The organism is Neobacillus sp. SuZ13, assembly GCF_030123365.1.
Lineage (GTDB): Bacteria > Bacillota > Bacilli > Bacillales > Cytobacillaceae > Neobacillus.
The window spans coordinates 4,978,456-4,993,248 of record NZ_CP126107.1 but is presented as its reverse complement, the minus strand read 5'-3'; the positions used below and the strand labels follow the sequence as shown (position 1 = coordinate 4,993,248).

At 42.0% G+C, this 14,793-nt stretch carries 16 protein-coding genes; 11 read left to right on the top strand and 5 right to left on the bottom strand.

Translation table 11 applies throughout. From position 1 onward, the window contains the following. Nucleotides 1-8: 8 nt before the first annotated feature. Nucleotides 9-671 (top strand): FMN-dependent NADH-azoreductase, encoded by a 663-nt coding sequence (locus QNH17_RS24810; RefSeq protein ID WP_283875771.1) that lies wholly within the window; start codon nt 9-11, stop codon nt 669-671. A 34-nt stretch (nt 672-705) separates the two neighbouring features. Here the strand turns inward: QNH17_RS24810 and QNH17_RS24805 are convergent, their stop codons facing one another. Continuing rightward, a complete protein-coding gene (locus QNH17_RS24805; RefSeq protein ID WP_283875769.1) occupies nt 706-1,488 on the bottom strand; it encodes an undecaprenyl-diphosphate phosphatase in 783 nt (260 codons plus the stop codon). A 205-nt stretch (nt 1,489-1,693) separates the two neighbouring features. Between QNH17_RS24805 and QNH17_RS24800 the strand changes: the two genes are divergently transcribed. The 3 genes from QNH17_RS24800 (at nt 1,694) to QNH17_RS24790 (ending at nt 3,971) form a co-directional block, all read left to right on the top strand. Further along, nucleotides 1,694-2,458: a DUF4931 domain-containing protein gene (locus QNH17_RS24800; RefSeq protein WP_283875767.1), complete on the top strand. Its 765-nt coding sequence runs from the start codon at nt 1,694-1,696 to the stop codon at nt 2,456-2,458. A 105-nt stretch (nt 2,459-2,563) separates the two neighbouring features. Further along, entirely contained in the window at nt 2,564-3,733 is a 1,170-nt protein-coding gene (locus QNH17_RS24795) for an FtsW/RodA/SpoVE family cell cycle protein (RefSeq protein WP_283875765.1), read from the top strand. Nucleotides 3,734-3,773: 40 nt separating this feature from the next. Then, the gene (locus QNH17_RS24790; protein WP_283875763.1) at nt 3,774-3,971 is read left to right on the top strand and encodes a hypothetical protein; all 198 of its coding nucleotides are present in this window, start codon (nt 3,774-3,776) and stop codon (nt 3,969-3,971) included. A gap of 742 nt (nt 3,972-4,713) precedes the next feature. Here QNH17_RS24790 and QNH17_RS24785 read toward each other — a convergent pair. Next, the gene (locus QNH17_RS24785) at nt 4,714-5,697 is read right to left on the bottom strand and encodes an ABC transporter substrate-binding protein (protein WP_283875762.1); all 984 of its coding nucleotides are present in this window, start codon (nt 5,695-5,697) and stop codon (nt 4,714-4,716) included. 238 nt (nt 5,698-5,935) lie between these two features. Here QNH17_RS24785 and QNH17_RS24780 point away from each other — a divergent pair, with 238 nt between their 5' ends. Genes QNH17_RS24780 through QNH17_RS24760 form a run of 5 tightly spaced genes read left to right on the top strand, consistent with a single transcriptional unit; the run spans nt 5,936 to nt 9,810 of the window. After that, nucleotides 5,936-6,940 carry a FecCD family ABC transporter permease gene (locus tag QNH17_RS24780; RefSeq protein WP_283875760.1) on the top strand — a complete coding sequence of 335 codons (1,005 nt, stop codon included), beginning with the start codon at nt 5,936-5,938 and terminating at the stop codon, nt 6,938-6,940. Continuing rightward, nucleotides 6,937-7,992 (top strand): FecCD family ABC transporter permease, encoded by a 1,056-nt coding sequence (locus QNH17_RS24775; protein WP_283875758.1) that lies wholly within the window; start codon nt 6,937-6,939, stop codon nt 7,990-7,992. The genes QNH17_RS24780 and QNH17_RS24775 overlap by 4 nt, the downstream gene beginning before the upstream one ends. Before the next feature lie 16 nt (nt 7,993-8,008). After that, nucleotides 8,009-8,827 (top strand): ABC transporter ATP-binding protein, encoded by an 819-nt coding sequence (locus tag QNH17_RS24770; RefSeq protein ID WP_283879592.1) that lies wholly within the window; start codon nt 8,009-8,011, stop codon nt 8,825-8,827. Next, nucleotides 8,820-9,599, top strand: a complete 780-nt coding sequence (locus tag QNH17_RS24765; RefSeq protein ID WP_283875757.1) for an IucA/IucC family C-terminal-domain containing protein — start codon at nt 8,820-8,822, stop codon at nt 9,597-9,599. Before QNH17_RS24770 ends, QNH17_RS24765 begins: the two co-directional genes overlap by 8 nt. Next, entirely contained in the window at nt 9,559-9,810 is a 252-nt protein-coding gene (locus QNH17_RS24760; protein ID WP_283875755.1) for a YusU family protein, read from the top strand. The genes QNH17_RS24765 and QNH17_RS24760 overlap by 41 nt, the downstream gene beginning before the upstream one ends. 46 nt (nt 9,811-9,856) lie before the next feature. On the opposite strand, the gene QNH17_RS24755 is transcribed toward QNH17_RS24760, so the two are convergent. The 3 genes from QNH17_RS24755 to QNH17_RS24745 form a co-directional block, all read right to left on the bottom strand. After that, nucleotides 9,857-10,192: a spore coat protein gene (locus QNH17_RS24755; protein WP_283875754.1), complete on the bottom strand. Its 336-nt coding sequence runs from the start codon at nt 10,190-10,192 to the stop codon at nt 9,857-9,859. A 148-nt stretch (nt 10,193-10,340) separates the two neighbouring features. Next, nucleotides 10,341-10,634 carry a hypothetical protein gene (locus tag QNH17_RS24750; RefSeq protein WP_283875753.1) on the bottom strand — a complete coding sequence of 98 codons (294 nt, stop codon included), beginning with the start codon at nt 10,632-10,634 and terminating at the stop codon, nt 10,341-10,343. Nucleotides 10,635-10,736: 102 nt separating this feature from the next. Continuing rightward, complete coding sequence (locus QNH17_RS24745) at nt 10,737-10,868, bottom strand: YuzL family protein (protein WP_098572409.1); 132 nt, start codon at nt 10,866-10,868, stop codon at nt 10,737-10,739. 205 nt (nt 10,869-11,073) lie between these two features. On the opposite strand from QNH17_RS24745, the gene QNH17_RS24740 reads away from it, so the two are divergent. Beyond that, a complete protein-coding gene (locus QNH17_RS24740) occupies nt 11,074-13,461 on the top strand; it encodes a 3-hydroxyacyl-CoA dehydrogenase/enoyl-CoA hydratase family protein (protein ID WP_283875752.1) in 2,388 nt (795 codons plus the stop codon). A gap of 110 nt (nt 13,462-13,571) precedes the next feature. Further along, entirely contained in the window at nt 13,572-14,747 is a 1,176-nt protein-coding gene (locus QNH17_RS24735; protein WP_283875751.1) for an acetyl-CoA C-acetyltransferase, read from the top strand. The last annotated feature ends 46 nt before the right edge of the window (nt 14,748-14,793 follow it).

Genomic DNA, 14,793 nt, shown 5'->3' with positions numbered 1-14,793 from the left:
GGATCTATATGTCGAAGCTTCTATATATTACGGCAAATCCAAAGAATGATATAAAACTTTCAAAAGGGATGCAAATCGGGGAAGTATTTTTAGAGGAGTTCAAAAAGGAACAGCCAGATGTGGAAATTGAACATATGCACTTATATAGCATGGATATCCCTGAAATAGACATGGATTTATTATATGCACGTGCAAAATTATCGTTTATGGGCTATACAAAAGAACAACTTTCCGAAGATGAGAGGACCAAACTTGAAAAAATGCATGCCCTTGCTGACCGGTTTATAGCTGCAGAATACTATGTGTTCGTCACCCCAATCTGGAATCTTGGTGCACCAGCCATTTTGAAATCCTTCATGGATTGTTTATTTATTGCCGGGAAAACATTTACTTACTCTGAACATGGGGCAGAGGGTCTCCTTACTGGCAGAAAGGCAATTCACATTCAAACCCGCGGAGGCATTTACTCCACTGGTAAGATGGTCGATTTTGAGATGGGCGATCGTTATTTAAGCAAAGCACTTGAATTCCTCGGCTTTGATTTAATGGAAACCATTTATGCAGAAGGAATGGACCATTTTCCAAAACAAATTCCTGAAATTATGGCAAAAGCGAAAGAACAAGCAGCAGAAGCGGCCAGAGAAATGGCAAAATTACCTGTTTCATTGTAAAAAAAGAGCGGCTCGAGTGCATCGAGCCGCTTTTTTAGAATTTACCTGTAAATTGGAAAAATAGTACGAGTACCCCTAATGCCCAAACATAAATAGCAAACGGTTTTAATGAGTGATTCTTCAAATAGCCAATCATCCACTTAACCGCAACATATCCAAACACTGCAGAGGCGGCAATCCCAACGAGCAATGCCGATAGGGAGATTTCTTCCCCTTGACCTTCAAGTAAATCCTTCGTTTGCAAGACAATCGCACCTACAATTGCAGGAGTGGATAATAAGAAGGAAAAATACGCAGCTGTTTCGCGGTCTAATTTTCGCCAAAGTGCCGCAACGATCGTCATCCCTGAACGAGAGATCGCTGGCATAATTGCGACGGCCTGGAAAGTACCAATAATTAGGGCATCCTTATAACTGATATCATCCATCTTTTTATATCCATTTTTTACTGAATCAGCAACCCACAAGAAAATACCCGTAATTAAAAACTCCCAGCCAATCGTCACTCCGGTTTTCGAAATTTCATCGATGTAATCTTTAAACGCAAGTCCAAAGATTACCGCTGGGATCGTCCCAACGATCAACAAAAAGGTTAACTTGCTAAACGGATTTTTAATGATTTTAATAAATTCATCCTTGTAAAAAACAAAAACAGCCAGCAATGTTCCGACATGAAGCATGGTATCCAGCATAAGCCCGGCTTCTTGAAGTCCGAATAAATTTCTTCCTAAATAAAGATGGCCTGTACTGCTAATCGGTAAGAATTCCGTTAACCCTTGAATAATCCCAAGAATAAATGCTTCTAATTTTGTTAACATAAATACCCTCACAATCTAAAGAAATGGTAAGCCTGTACCTTTTATAGATATGCTAAAATTAGCTACTTCATGAAATTCTCCTCTATTTTAGGATTTAATTACCAATTAGGTCAATGAAAATATCAGTGATGTAAACAAAATAAGTGCAATTGGAAGGCGTTCTCCCATAAAATAGAATTATACTGTTTCGAGAGGAGAAACGCATTTGGAAAATTCACATCTACATTTTAATACGTCGATCGGTGTTCAAAAGCCTGAGAATATACGAAACAAAGACCAGGCCTGTCCATTTTGTGAAAGAGATCAACTGACCAACCTTATCGCAGTGGACGAACCAATTATTCTTTTGAAAAATAAATATCCCGTTTTAGAACATACCTTTCAAACAGTATTAATCGAAACGGATGATTGTCATGGTGAATTATCCATCTACTCAAAAGAGCATTTACATAAATTGATGAGGTTTGGCATCAAACATTGGTTGGATCTGGAGGCAACCGGCCGCTATCAATCGGTGATTTTTTTCAAAAACCATGGGCCATTGTCCGGAGGCACGCTCTCACATCCGCATATGCAAATTATTGGCCTGGATGAAATTGATTATAAAGAAAAGGTAACCCATGATATGTTTGAAGGGATTGTGATTGCCGAGGAGGAAGGGGTCCGGTTTACCTTGTCGACTAAGCCGCGCGTGGGCTTTTATGAGTTCAATGTTGAAATGGATGATTCCAGTTACCAGGAACGGTTCTCCGATTATCTGCAAACGGCTGTTCATTATATCTTGAACAACTTTCCATTTAAAGCAACGAGTTACAATCTGTTTTTTCATCATATCGAAAATAAAATCTATGCCAAGGTTGTATCGCGCTTTGTGACCACGCCGTTATATATTGGCTACGGAATTCCACAGGTGCCAAGTAATCTCGAATGGATGGCAGGGGAGCTGCAGCGGATTTATTTTAAAGAATAGGACTTTCTTATGTAATTTAATCCATTAACGGTTTAGAAGTTGTGATTTGTTGATATTAAAAATATAATGAAGGAATGTAGTATTTCTTAGTAAGGTGGAACCTATATGACTTCAAATACGAACAAAACTTCAAAACTCGATTATAATCTTGTTTTTATCTTAATATTACTTTTTCTAGCCAGCTGTTTAGCGATTTATAGTGCCCAGGCGAGCGGACAATACAAGGAGAACTTCTTAATTAAGCAGATTTTTTGGTATGCGGTGGGCAGTGGGATTATCACCGGTGTTATGACCCTTGATTCGGATCAATTACGAAAGCTAACCTGGTATGCCTATGGGTTCGGACTTCTGATGCTGGGATTTTTAATTGTAGCGCCGGAGAGTATTGCGCCTGTCATTAATGGGGCGAAAAACTGGTTTAAAATACCTGGTGTGGGAACGATCCAGCCATCAGAGTTTGTTAAAATCTTCATTATACTGGCTCTTGCACGTGTAATTGAAGATCATCATCAAAAGAACCAGATTAAGACGATGCAAACCGATTTCTGGCTGTTAGTGAAGATCGGGATTGTCACCATGGTCCCGTTAGCGCTGATCATCAAGCAGGATTTAGGGACCTCGCTTGTGTTTCTTGCTATTATGCTCGGAATGATATTTATTTCAGGGATCTCGTGGAAGCTTTTGACCCCGCTATTTACCGCCGGGATTGCACTTGTTGGGACGATTTTTTATTTTGTATTATGGAAACCGGATTTATTGGAAAAGTATCTTGGAGTGGGTGAGTATCAGCTCCGTCGAATCTACTCATGGCTTGATCCCTATAGCTACCAAGGATCGGACGCTTATCAGTTGACCAAATCCCTGCTAGCAATCGGCTCAGGACAGACGGGTGGTAAAGGTTTTGGAAACCGCGAAGTCTATTTACCTGAAAGCCAGACCGACTTTATTTTTAGTGTCGTCGGCGAAGAATATGGCTTCATCGGGGCCAGTGTATTAATCAGTTTATTCTTCTTATTGGTTTACCATATAACTAAGGTCGGAATGGAAACAAAGAATAATTTTTATACGTATATTTGTGTCGGGGTCATCAGCATGATTACCTTTCACGTCTTCCAAAATATCGGAATGACGATTGGCGTGCTGCCGATCACAGGTATTCCATTACCGTTTATCAGCTACGGTGGTAGTGCCTTAATGGGGAACATGTTCGGGCTCGGCTTAATCTTTTCAATTCGTTATCATTATAAAAAATACATGTTTTCAACATCAGCATAAAAGTTTGAAAAAAGAGAGCGGCATATCGGTCGCTCTTTTTTTGTGCTTGAAATGGGTGGTTGGCGGAATCTATTTTGGTTGTGGCGGAATTCTGGTTTGGTTTGGCGGAATAAATGGAGATGTTGGCGGAATTCCGGACCAGTTTGGCGAAATAATCCAGGAAATCGGCAGAATCCCATCAGCTATAGTGATCTTGAACAGTATTTTGAGTCGTTCCCAATTAGGTTTGGCGAAATAAAACAGAGAGTTGGCGAGATTCCGGATTAGTTCGGCGAAATAAATCAGAGAGTTGGCGAGATTCCGGATTAGTTCGGCGAAATAAATCAGAAAATCGGCGAAATCCCAACCCAGTTTGGCGAAATAATCCAGAAAGCCGGCGGAATCCCCTGGTAAAGCGATCTTGAACAGTATTTTGAGTCGTTCCAAATCAGGTTTGGCGAAATAAATCAGGGAGTTGGCGAGATTCCGGATTAGTTCGGCGAAATAAATCAGAAAATCGGCGAAATCCCAACCCAGTTTGGCGAAATAATCCAGAAAGCCGGCGGAATCTCCTGGTAAAGCGATCTTGAACAGTTTTTTGACTCATTCCAAATTAGGTTTGGCGAAATAAATCAGGGAGTTGGCGAGATTCCGGATTAGTTCGGCGAAATAAATCAGAAAATCGGCGAAATCCCAACCCAGTTCGGCGAAATAATCCAGAAAGCCGGCGGAATCCCCTGGTAAAGCGATCTTGAACAGTATTTTGAGTCGTTCCTAATTAGGTTTGGCGAAAAAAGTCAGAGAGTTGGCGAGATTCCGGTCCGGTTCGGCGAAATAAACCAGAAAGTCAGCGGAATCCCAACCCAGCTTGGCGAAATAACCCGAAAAATCGGCGGAATCCCCCTTATCCCAAATCAAAAAAACAAAACAAAAAGAGCAAGGCCATGGCAAGCCTTGCTCTTTTCAAATATAAAAAACTGGGAGGTTTTTTATAAAAATACTTATTTCTTAAGTAAGATTTTCTCTAGGTCATCGAGCATAATATTGGCTGCGAGAACGCCGCCTGCAGTGTTCCATGTTGCGTCGCTGACTTCATACACATGGCCGCTCTTCACTGCATTTAAATTTTTCCAAAGTGGATCATTTGTCCATTCTTTTGCTGTATCTAAGGCTGCTTGATCACCTTGTGGTGCATAAGTGAAGTAGAAGAGAAGGTCTCCATCCATTTTAGGAATAACTTCCTTGCCAACCTCTACAGCAAGCAAACCAAGCTTATTATCTGGAGTAAACAGTGCTTCCTGCTGGGCAGCACGTTTGAAGCCTAATTTATCGAAAATCACACCTGAAAAAGAATCTGTGTAGTAAATACGAGATTTACCAGCCATAAAGCGAACAACTGAAACTTGTTGATTCACTTTATCACCGAGTTTCCCTTTTAAATCTGCAATGTGTTTATCAAAATTACTTAAAACTTGGTTGCCCTTTTCTTCAAGATTCAAAGCTTTTGCATATAATTTAAAGTTATCTTGCCAATCACCTCTGAGTGTTTCGGAAAATACTGTTGGAGCAATGGCGCTTAATTGGTCATATATCTTTTCGTGACGAAGCTTGTTACCGATAATTAAATCAGGTTTCAATGAAGCAACCTTCTCTACATTAACTTCACTTTCAACCCCAACAACCTCTACGCCATCCATATCGGCTTTAATATGATCATACCATGGATCTCCAAGCCAAGACTGAACAGCACCCACAGGTTTTACACCTAAAGCAAGCAGTGCTTCTGTTCCTTCATTTGTAAGAATAACGACTTTTTTTGGAGTACCTTTAATGGTAGTCGTTCCCATCGCATGTTCTACTGTATAAGATTTTTCTGCAGTAGTTTTTGTTTCTTCACTCGTTTTTTCCTCATTGCTGCCGCATGCCGCTAATAAGAAAAGGGTCATGATAGAGAAAAGAGTAAGTATGGTCTTGATTGCCTTCATTGTTTATGTAGCCCCCTTAGCTAATTGTTAATGATAATCATTTTCAATGATAACTTAATCATAAAATGAGAAGTACCCCTATGTCAACGCTTTAATTGAAAATGATTTTCAAAATCACTAACTTTTTTTGTGAACATATGAATCTTTTTAAATGAAAATGATTTTCAAAGTCATTGACAATCATTATCAATTGGGGATAGACTTAAATTAAATAATAAGGTAGAAAGGTTACCATGAGATGCTCTTAAAAAGTACTGCATTTAAATGGATTGGATTCCTAATTGCCGTCGTGGTGATGGTGTTAGCCATGTGCGCCAGTATCATATTTGGGTACACCGATACCAGCTGGCACACAGCAGTTGATGCATTTACCAACAATAACGGATCCAATGAACATATCATTATTCAAACCGTAAGGCTGCCGAGAGCCTTAATCGCTTCCGCCGTCGGGGCTAGCTTGGCCATTGCCGGTGTCCTGATGCAAACCTTAACGAAGAATCCACTCGCGTCTCCTGGTATATTTGGGATCAATGCCGGTGGCGGATTTGCAGTTGTCGTTGCAATGACTGTTTTTTCCGTTAATAGTTTACAAGCATTTAGCGTTCTTGCTTTTATCGGTGCTGCTGTCGCAGCCATAAGTGTTTATGCATTCGGTTCATTTGGTCGTGAGGGGTTAACATCAATGAAACTAACATTAGCTGGCGCTGCGATGTCAGCGATGTTTGCCTCTTTTACACAAGGGTTGCTCGTGTTAGATGAAGTCATGCTTGATCAAGTATTATTTTGGCTGGCAGGCTCTGTCCAAGGTCGAAAATTAGAGACGCTTGTATCTGTATTACCTTATATTGGGATAGGCTGGTTAGGTGCAATGTTCATTGCTGGAAAAATGAATATCCTGTCCATGGGGGAAGATGTGGCCAAGGGGCTTGGTTTAAACACCGGACTTCTCAAAATCGCGATTGGTGTGATTGTTATTTTATTAGCAGGCGGATCTGTCGCTGTCGCCGGTCCAATTGGTTTTGTTGGAATTGTTGTTCCCCACATTACTAGGTCGATTGTAGGAATCGATCATCGCTGGGTCATCCCATTTTCAGGTGTGTTAGGGGCGATTCTCTTAATCGCTGCTGATATTGCTGCTAGATACATGTTCATGCCGTCTGAGGTGCCTGTTGGAGTCATGACAGCCATCATTGGAACTCCATTCTTTATTTACATCGCAAGAAAGGGGTTCAACGGTCGATGAGTAAATATAAAAATTTCCGCCTCTTTAATGGCAAACTGTCCTTTTTAATGGATCGAAAAGCTGCCATAACTTTCACGATTCTTCTCGTCATTGCTTTCCTTGTTTTTGTCGTTAGTACGGGAAGCGGTGAAATGAAGATTAACCCGCTTACTGTTGTAAGTGTATTATTCGGCGGCGGCCCAGAGATGGAAAAGCTCATTATTACATCCTTTCGCCTCCCGAGAATTATTGTCGCTTTAATGGTTGGAATCTCTTTAGCGGTTGCAGGCGGCATATTACAAGGAATGATCCGCAATCCACTTGCTTCTCCGGATGTATTGGGGATTACTGGTGGAGCGGCGGCCGCCGTTGTTAGTTTTTTAGCAATGTTTAGTGATAAGAATCATTCCTTAACTGTCAGCATTGCTTGGCTGCCCTTAGCTGCTTTTATCGGTGCAACAGTGATAGGTTTTTTAGTTTATTTTCTGGCTTGGAAAAATGGTGTGTCACCAGTCAGGCTGGTGTTGATTGGGATTGGGATCTCTGCTTTAATGCAAGCGATCACCACCTTAACGATGGTAATGGGTCCGATTTATCAGGCGAGCCAAGCGAATATCTGGATTACCGGAACCGTGTATGGCTCCAATTGGAAAAATGTAGCCATTCTTGTTCCGTGGACGGTTATCTTCGTAATTATTGCTTTGGCCTTAGCCCGGACCATTAATATCCAAGAGCTCGGTGATGAGGTAGCAACTGGTTTAGGCGGCAAGGTGCAAAAACAACGGTTTCTCTTATTAATGATTAGCACCGCCTTGATTGGTGGTTCGGTTGCCTTTGCAGGCGGAATCGGCTTTGTCGGCTTAATGGCTCCGCATATGGCGAGAAGGTTAGTCGGCTCCTCGTTTGGAGCATTGCTTCCTGCGAGTGCATTAATTGGCGGCATTCTTGTCATGGTCGCTGATTTAATTGGCAGAACCCTGTTCTCACCATTAGAAGTGCCAGCGGGCGTATTCACTGCTGGTATCGGTGCACCGTACTTTATTTACCTGCTATTTAAAACTAGAAATTCATAAAAGGAGCTGTCAGATGATGAATGCGATTGAAACGAAGAATTTATCACTTTCCTACGGGGATACACTCATTATTGATGAATTAGATTTGAAGATTCCTAAGGGTGAAATCACTGTGTTTATTGGTGGAAATGGCTGTGGAAAATCAACGCTGCTTCGCTCAATCGCTCGTCTCTTGAAGCCCAAATCTGGTGCTGTACTGCTCGAAGGGAAAGCGATTGCCAAGTTGTCCACAAAGGACATTGCCAAAAAAATGGCGATTTTACCACAATCGCCTTCAGCACCGGAAGGATTAACAGTCCTTCAACTCGTTAAACAAGGGCGCTACCCACACCAAACGTGGTTAAAACAGTGGTCTGAGGAAGATGAGAAAAAGGTTCATGATGCCTTAAAGGCTACACGATTAGAGGACCTGAAAGAAAGAACGGTTGATTCACTATCAGGCGGGCAAAGACAGCGTGCTTGGATCGCGATGACGCTGGCCCAAGATACGGATATTATCCTCCTTGACGAACCAACCACTTACCTGGATATGACCCATCAAATCGAAATCCTCGATTTGCTGTTTGAACTAAATGAAACGAAAAAACGGACGGTTGTCATGGTGCTTCATGATCTTAATCTAGCTTGCCGTTATGCACATAACGTTGTTGCCATCAAGGATCAGAAAGTATATGACCAAGGGAAACCAGAATACGTCATCAACCGCAGCCTTGTTAAAAATGTGTTTGGCATGGACTGTGAGGTAACGGTGGATCCACTATTTGGGACTCCGCTCTGTATTCCTTATGGAAAGGGCAGATGTATCCTCGAGAAGGCGGTAGCGGTCAATGGATAAATTATTCACGGTCAATCAATTGGAAAAATACCGTTTCAATCCCAGCTTGGAGCATACTTTCAATGTGGCTGATCTTTTAGATGAAAAGCACCTTAGAAACTTTTTGGAAAATTTATCCGTTACGATAGGAGCTCCTTCGGAAAAAATAGCTGCTTCGATTTTTATTAAACGATATGCCTTTTTGGCTGTGATGTCACTTTATGCAATGACGGCTTTGAATAAAAAGCTAAATGTATCGTTGGATAATATAAAAATGGAAACAGCTATACAGGGGAAAGATTGGCTGCCAGGGATTTCTTTAAAGGATGCTGACCTACAGGGCTGGGATGGAAACGACCGCGCTGAATGGCGTACAAGAGTATTGAAAGATCTGTTTGCAAATAATGTTTATCCACTCATCTCTCAATTGGAAAAAACTTTCGGAATATCGAAGTTAATCCTGTGGGAAAATATTGCAGTCTACCTATTTTGGCTCTATGAAACCGAGCTAATAGATTATGAACAGGCTGCAGAGGATTTTCGTTACTTACTTTCAGAAGCAGAAGGGAAGTTGTTTGGCCGCTACAACTTAAATCCTTTGCAAAAGTACTTTGCTGAAAAGACGTATTTGGAAGAATGGGATACAGAGGTAAGAGTAAGAAAGACTTGTTGTTTTACATACCAAATGCCAGCAGGTAAGCGCTGCAAAACTTGCCCATGTACCCATATTGCTAAGGACAGAAGGTGCCATGATGGAGAAAACATTTGTGAAGCAGTTCGAAGCTTTGCTTGAAAAATATAGTGAACTAATGGTGGGGGAATCCACCGAGGAAATAAAGGAGAAGGTAAAGATGTGGGCATTGTACTCCCATATTGCCAAGTCCATGCCAGCCTTGGCTAAGCATTGGAATGGTCTATACCCGGATGCGAAGGAAGAAATGAAGCAAATAATCAATGAAATTAAAGTCATGAATGAACAGCATCGTTCCTCTTCTCAAAAATAAATTTCATACAAAAACCGGAAGCAGCCGATGCCTCCGGTTTTTGCCATTATTGAAGGGTACCGCCAGATGGTAACTGGTTCGTATATCCTTGAAACTGCTGATACGATTGCTGCAATTTTTGCTGGTCAGCAGCCTCGATCGCATACCAGCCCTTTTTAAACATCAGGTCATAAAGATTGCGCTGGCATTGTTGGGTCTCCGAAAAAATCTGCATTATGTCCTGATATAAGCCTTCATGGCTTGCTTCATGCAAGGCCATACTATAAGCACTTGTCATATATTTCTCTGTTGTCAATAAATCATTGATAAAATCACGGTCATTCATTTGCGGGGTTTTTGGTACTTGCGTTTCAGGGTTTTGAATCTTTTGTTGTTGATTCATTTTAACTTTCCTCCTTATTTATTGTTGTCTAGCTCCAGCGCCTAGGGGCTCGGGTTCATAAGCCAATCCGTCCTGAAGGTCAAAAAGCAACCTTCATGCCCGCTCGTCTTATGCCTGTCGTCCCTGAGCAAGGCGCTTCCGCTTTTCTTTATTGCATATTGTTTAAGGGCTGCTGCTGGCTGGCATGCTGGCCTAAGTGGCCTAGAATCTGTTGATAGTGGCGCTGATGCATTTGGGCTACTTTTTCGGCTTCCGCTTTGATTTCAGTGTCCTGACACTGTCCCGCAAAAAAGTGAGCTTTCTTCGCGGACAATAAGTTCCAAGACATCATATCGGTTAAATAAAGAGCATCCTTTGTTGACACGACTCCGGGAGGCTGTTGCATGGTTGCTTGTTGATTTTGCATATTCATATTGGGCATATTCATATTTTGTTGCTGCATAATAACCCTCCTAATTCATGTAATCTTTACGACTTTATGGTCTCTCAAACAGGAACTTTTATGCAAAAAGAGAAACAGGCTGAAACAATCAGCCTGCTTTCCTTAGCGCTTATATTGATTATTCTGGCTGTTCTTTTTATCAAGATGAGCCTCTTCATTGCCTGGCCCGCCATTGCCTTTCACACTTGCCGCACTTACCCCAGCTTTGGAAGGGTCTTTTTTCATTTTCGCCATCGTTATCACCTCTGATAATAGGATGCCCTTTTAGGTGAAAATATTTAAAAATTTATTTTTCAAAAAAAATCCAAAATTCCGCGTTTAATGATTGCACAAATTTTCAAAATATTCTATAGTAAGTAGTAACAAGACTCATTCAAATGTGAATTTTTTTTGGTTAAAAAATGAATGAGTATTCATTCAAGGTTTGAAGGGGGAGACAATGTTGAACCAAGTAATTAAAAAAGCAGCTGTCCTAGGATCTGGTGTGATGGGGTCTGGAATTGCTGCCCATCTCGCAAATATCGGCATCCCAACAATATTATTAGATATCGTGCCACGTGAACTTACGAAAGACGAAGAGGCAAAAGGACTGACACTACAAGATAAACAAGTGCGTAATCGAATTAGTGCAGCTTCCATCCAAAAATTATTGAAGCAAAAGCCTGCCCCATTGGCAGTGAAAAAGAATTTAGCCTTAATTGAAGCAGGCAATCTAGAAGACGATCTATTCAAACTGAAGGATGTTGACTGGGTCATTGAAGTGGTCGTTGAAAACCTGAACGTTAAGAAACAGGTATTTGAAAAGGTTGATCAATACCGGAAACCGGGCAGCATTATCAGCTCCAATACATCAGGAATTTCAGTAGAAGCGATGGTCGCAGGCCGTTCCGAAGATTTCCAAAAGCATTTCCTTGGTACCCACTTTTTTAACCCGCCGCGCTATTTGAAATTGCTTGAAGTGATTCCTACTCAATATACGTCTCCAGAAGTCCTTTCATTCATGAAAACTTTTGGTGAAGACGTTTTAGGAAAAGGTGTGGTGGTTGCAAAGGATACACCAAACTTTATTGCGAACCGGATTGGAACTTACGGACTTCTCGTAACTGTTCAGGAAATGCTAAAGGCGGGCCTTAGTGTCGGCGAAGTCGATTCAATCACTGGCCCACTTATTGGCCGCGCAAAAAGTGCTACCTTCCGCACACTTGATGTAGTCGGCTTGGATACTTTCTATCATGTGGCTAATAACGTTTATGAAAAAGTCGAAGGCAAAGAAAAGGAAGTATTCGAAATTCCTGCCTTTTTGAAAAAGATGGTAGAAAAAGGGTGGCTTGGCAGCAAATCCGGTCAAGGATTCTTTTTGAAAAAAGGTAAGGACATTCTTGAACTTGATCCAAATACATTAGAATATGGTCCGCGTAAAAAGCTGTCCACACCTGCGGTTGAGTTAGCAAAGCAGGAAAAAGGCACAGCCAATAAATTGAAAGCGCTTGTATACGCAAATGACCGGGCTGGACAATTCTTATGGAATACGATGGCACAGTCATTTATATACTCCGCCCGGTTATTAGGCGAAATTGCAGACGATATCGTTTCCATCGACCGTGCAATGAAATGGGGCTTTGGCTGGGAAACAGGTCCTTTTGAGACATGGGATGCCATCGGCGTCGAAAAGTCTGTTCAGAAAATGAAGGAAGCCGGTTTAGAAGTTCCAGCTTGGGTAACAGAAATGTTGGAAAAAGGACATTCATCCTTCTATTTAGAAGAAAACGGAGAAAAGTTTTACTATGATAACGGTCAATATCGATTAGTGGAAATCAACCCGAAGGCCCTCGACCTTAAGAAGATCAAGAACCAAAAGGGTGTCATTAAAAAGAATAGCGGTGCAAGTCTGATTGATATCGGTGATGGTGTTGCGCTGTTAGAATTCCATTCACCTAACAATGCGATAGGTCTTGATATCGTGCAAATGATTAACTATGCCGTCGAAGAAGTGGAGAAGAACTATAAGGGACTTGTCATCGGTAACCAAGGAAAGAATTTCTGTGTTGGTGCCAATTTGGCGATGATGCTCATGGAAGTACAGGATGACAATATTTATGAACTTGATATGATTGTGCGTCATCTTCACAGTGCTTTACTAAAAGTGAAATACAGCTCGAAGCCAGTGGTCGCTGCTCCATTCGGCATGACACTTGGCGGCGGAGCAGAGGTTTGTTTGCCGGCTGCACATATTCAAGCTTCAGCCGAAACGTATATGGGGCTTGTTGAAGTTGGTGTCGGCTTACTCCCAGGCGGCGGCGGAAACAAAGAGCTTTATATGAAGCATTTAGAAAACCTGCCAAACGGGGTTCCGTTTGACCTGCAAACGATCGCCAATAAAGTGTTTGAAACGATTGCGACCGCAAAAGTTTCTACTTCCGCAGAAGAAGCACGGGAAAACAATTTCCTAAGTAAGTCTGATGGCATCAGCTTTAATAATGATCATCTGCTCTATGATGCGAAGCAGGCTGTTCTAGCGTTACATGAAAGTGGCTACAAGCCTAAGGTGCGCCGTAAAGTTCCAGTCGTTGGTGAAACAGGTTATGCCACCCTATTACTCGGTGCTGAAGCGATGCGTTTATCTGGTTATATTTCAGAACATGATTTAAAAATTGCAAAGAAAATTGCCTATGTTATTGCTGGCGGCAGGGTGCCGTTTGGTACAGAAGTAGATGAGCAATATTTATTGGATCTCGAAAGGCAGGCATTCTTAAGCCTTATTGCGGAGCCAAAATCACAACAGCGCATGCAGCATATGCTTGTGAAAGGCAAACCATTAAGAAACTAAAACAAAGGGGCTGACCCCTCTGTCAAAGGCTTTATTATAGCTAGTTTAGAATGAGGGATCAGACCCTAAGATAATATTTTTCTATTTTGATAGAAAGTGAGGGAACTTACATGAGAGAAGCGGTAATCGTTGCCGGAGCGAGAACCCCGGTCGGAAAAGCAAAGAAAGGGTCGCTTGCCCATGTTCGCCCCGATGATTTAGGGGCATTGGTGGTAAAAGAGACATTAAAGCGAGCTGGAAACTATGAAGGAAATATTGATGATTTAATTATTGGCTGTGCCATGCCTGAAGCTGAGCAAGGCAACAATATGGCCCGCAATATCGGGGCATTAGCAGGACTTCCCTATACTGTTCCTGCTATCACAGTCAATCGTTTTTGTTCTTCAGGATTACAGGCAATCGCTTATGCTGCACAAGGAATCATGCTTGGCCACACCGATACAGCCATCGCTGGCGGGGCTGAATCGATGAGTATGATCCCAATGATGGGTCATGTTGTCCGTCCCAATATTAAACTAGCAGAAACGGCTCCGCAATATTATATGGGAATGGGTCACACGGCAGAGCAAGTAGCGATGAAATATGGCATTTCACGTGAGGATCAAGACGCTTTTGCCGTAAGAAGCCATCAAAAAGCCGCTAAAGCAATTGCAGAAGGAAAATTCGTCGATGAAATTGTCCCAGTTGACGTGACGATTCGGACCGTCGGCAATGACAATAATCTCGTTGAAAAAACAATTCAATTCTCAATGGATGAAGGTGTTCGTCCAGATACGAACTTAGAAACATTAGGTAAACTCCGCCCAGCCTTCTCGGTGTCAGGCACCGTAACAGCTGGTAATGCTTCACAAACAAGTGACGGGGCGGCAGCACTGATGGTGATGGACCGCGAAAAGGCTGAATCACTTGGACTTAAGCCATTGGCGAAGTTCAGATCGTTTGCTGTTGGCGGTGTCCCGCCTGAAATTATGGGTGTTGGTCCGGTCGTCGCGATTCCAAAGGCGGTCAAACTAGCTGGTCTCGAATTATCGGATATTAATTTGTTCGAACTGAATGAAGCGTTTGCGTCACAATCACTTCAAGTCATTCGTGAACTTGGTCTAAACGAAGAGATTGTCAATGTCAATGGCGGGGCGATTGCCCTAGGACATCCGCTTGGATGTACAGGTGCTAAATTAACACTCACACTTATTCACGAATTAAAACGCCGCAATCAACAATTTGGTGTCGTAACGATGTGTATCGGCGGTGGAATGGGCGCTGCTGGAGTATTTGAATTACTGTAACTGTCCCAAACATATAAATTTAAGAAAGGGGCTTCAATGATCCCCC

Coding starts and splice junctions, on each gene's coding strand:
- QNH17_RS24810 (WP_283875771.1), top strand. CDS start 9: ATGTCGAAGCTTCTATATATTACGGCAAATCCAAAGAATGATATAAAA.
- QNH17_RS24805 (WP_283875769.1), bottom strand. CDS start 1,488: ATGTTAACAAAATTAGAAGCATTTATTCTTGGGATTATTCAAGGGTTA.
- QNH17_RS24795 (WP_283875765.1), top strand. CDS start 2,564: ATGACTTCAAATACGAACAAAACTTCAAAACTCGATTATAATCTTGTT.
- QNH17_RS24785 (WP_283875762.1), bottom strand. CDS start 5,697: ATGAAGGCAATCAAGACCATACTTACTCTTTTCTCTATCATGACCCTT.
- QNH17_RS24780 (WP_283875760.1), top strand. CDS start 5,936: ATGCTCTTAAAAAGTACTGCATTTAAATGGATTGGATTCCTAATTGCC.
- QNH17_RS24775 (WP_283875758.1), top strand. CDS start 6,937: ATGAGTAAATATAAAAATTTCCGCCTCTTTAATGGCAAACTGTCCTTT.
- QNH17_RS24770 (WP_283879592.1), top strand. CDS start 8,009: ATGAATGCGATTGAAACGAAGAATTTATCACTTTCCTACGGGGATACA.
- QNH17_RS24765 (WP_283875757.1), top strand. CDS start 8,820: ATGGATAAATTATTCACGGTCAATCAATTGGAAAAATACCGTTTCAAT.
- QNH17_RS24760 (WP_283875755.1), top strand. CDS start 9,559: ATGGAGAAAACATTTGTGAAGCAGTTCGAAGCTTTGCTTGAAAAATAT.
- QNH17_RS24755 (WP_283875754.1), bottom strand. CDS start 10,192: ATGAATCAACAACAAAAGATTCAAAACCCTGAAACGCAAGTACCAAAA.
- QNH17_RS24750 (WP_283875753.1), bottom strand. CDS start 10,634: ATGCAGCAACAAAATATGAATATGCCCAATATGAATATGCAAAATCAA.
- QNH17_RS24745 (WP_098572409.1), bottom strand. CDS start 10,868: ATGGCGAAAATGAAAAAAGACCCTTCCAAAGCTGGGGTAAGTGCGGCA.
- QNH17_RS24740 (WP_283875752.1), top strand. CDS start 11,074: ATGTTGAACCAAGTAATTAAAAAAGCAGCTGTCCTAGGATCTGGTGTG.
- QNH17_RS24735 (WP_283875751.1), top strand. CDS start 13,572: ATGAGAGAAGCGGTAATCGTTGCCGGAGCGAGAACCCCGGTCGGAAAA.